The sequence below is a fragment of the Streptomyces sp. NPDC006476 genome, assembly GCF_040612015.1.
Taxonomy (GTDB): Bacteria; Actinomycetota; Actinomycetes; order Streptomycetales; family Streptomycetaceae; genus Streptomyces; species Streptomyces griseorubiginosus_B.
Genome location: NZ_JBEXPK010000281.1, coordinates 1 through 1,698, shown reverse-complemented (window position 1 = coordinate 1,698; position 1,698 = coordinate 1). Strand labels below are relative to the sequence as shown.

Genomic DNA, 1,698 nt, shown 5'->3' with positions numbered 1-1,698 from the left:
CCGGTGGCGAAGCCGCAGACCCGCTCGTACGCGGCCAGCCGCGCGAGGTCGACGCGCAGGCCGGGCAGGACGAGGCGGGTGCGCGGGAACTCCGCGTCGGGGCTCGGCCGTTTGAAGGGGGACAGGAGGGCGCCCCGGGCGAGCAGGGGCGGGAGGGAAGGGGAGCCGGTGAGGACGAGGGACATCACGCCCCCAGCAGGCTCTGGCCGCATACGCGGACGATCTGGCCGTTGACGGCGCCGGACGCCGGATGCGCGAGCCAGGCGGTGGTCTCGGCGACGTCGGCCGGAAGCCCGCCCTGCGCCAGGGAGTTCATCCGCCGCCCCGCCTCCCGGATGAACAGGGGGATCGCGGCCGTCATCGTCGTCTCGATGAACCCGGGCGCCACCGCGTTCACGGTCACCCCGTGCTCGGCGAGGGCGCGGGGCGCGAGCGAGCGGACCAGTCCGACGACGCCCGCCTTGCTCGCGCCGTAGTTCGTCTGCCCCGCGTTGCCCGCGAGCCCGGCGATCGAGGCGGTGGCGACGATCCGGCCGCCGCGCCGCAGCGCCCCGGCGTCGAGCAGCGCGTCCGTCGTGCGCAGCACGCTCGCGAGGTTCACGTCGAGCACCGAACTCCACCGCTCGGCGGGCATGTTGACCAGCCGCCGGTCCCGGGTGATCCCGGCGTTGTGCACGAGCACGTCCAGCCCGTCGGGCAGGGCGTCGGCGATCCGTGCCCCCGCGTCGGGCGCGGTGATGTCGAGCGCGAGCGCCCGCCCACCGAGCCGCTCGGCCACCCGCCGGGCATCCTCTTCGGCCTGCGGCACATCGAGTACGACGACCCGTGCCCCGTCCCTGGCCAGCACCTCCGCGACCGCCGCACCGATACCGCGCGCGGCTCCGGTGACGAGGGCGGTGCGTCCGACGAGGGGCAGCTCCCAGTCGACGGTGGCCCCCGCCTCCGCACCCACGACGATCACCTGCCCGCTCACATACGCCGACCTGGGTGAGAGCAGGAAGCGCAGGGTCGACTCCGCCGCGGCGGCGTCTGTCAGGCGGACCAGGTTCACCGTCCGTCCGCGCCCGATCTCCTTGCCGAGGGAGCGGACGAAGCCCTCCAACGCCTGCTGCGCGGCGGCCTGGTGATGGTCCGTGGGGTCGAGCGGCGCGCCCAGGACGACGATCCGGCCGCTGCTCGCGACCGACCGCACGACCGGGTGCAGCGCCGCGTGCACCTCGGCGAGCGTCTCGACGTCCCGCACCCCGGTCGCGTCCAGGACGACCGCGGCCGGTGCGTCGGCGCTCTCGGTCAGTCCCGTGCGGGCGAGGACGGGGGAGAGGTCGAGGTCCGACTTGCCGGCGGTGAGGGCCAGCAGCCCGCCGGTGAGCGCGGGGCGTCCGGGCGACCAGCGGTGCAGCGGCGCCGGTTGCGGCAACCCGAGCCGGCGGGTCAGGAAGCGGCCGGGCGCGGTGCCGGCGAAGCGCAGATAGCGGTCGGCCATGTCCAGATCTCCCCAGGCGGCGACTTGCTTACTCCAGAGTCAGGTTACCCGAGGTAATAGCAGGTGGGGAGGTGAAAAACGTTCAACATACCGCCCGGTAACGTCCTTTCGGCATGAAAAGCGACGACCTTGCACATCCCTGACGCACGCCCACCGCCGGACCACCTCCGTACCCTCACCGGACCATCACGCAGGCACCGTACGATCTCCTCCCC

General features: G+C 73.8%; 1 protein-coding gene and 1 pseudogene. Both read right to left on the bottom strand.

Features of this window, described 5'->3' with window-relative positions; translation table 11 throughout:
* Nucleotides 1–185 (bottom strand): annotated as a pseudogene (locus ABZZ74_RS54020) (hypothetical protein); the annotation flags it as partial.
* The gene (locus tag ABZZ74_RS54015) at nucleotides 185–1,483 is read right to left on the bottom strand and encodes a 3-oxoacyl-ACP reductase (RefSeq protein WP_356951426.1); all 1,299 of its coding nucleotides are present in this window, start codon (nucleotides 1,481–1,483) and stop codon (nucleotides 185–187) included. The gene ABZZ74_RS54015 and the pseudogene ABZZ74_RS54020, both read right to left, overlap by 1 nt.
* Nucleotides 1,484–1,698: the final 215 nt, after the last annotated feature.

Excerpts from the sequence above, each read along its gene's own strand:
- ABZZ74_RS54015 (WP_356951426.1), bottom strand. The coding sequence starts at position 1,483 with ATGGCCGACCGCTATCTGCGCTTCGCCGGCACCGCGCCCGGCCGCTTC.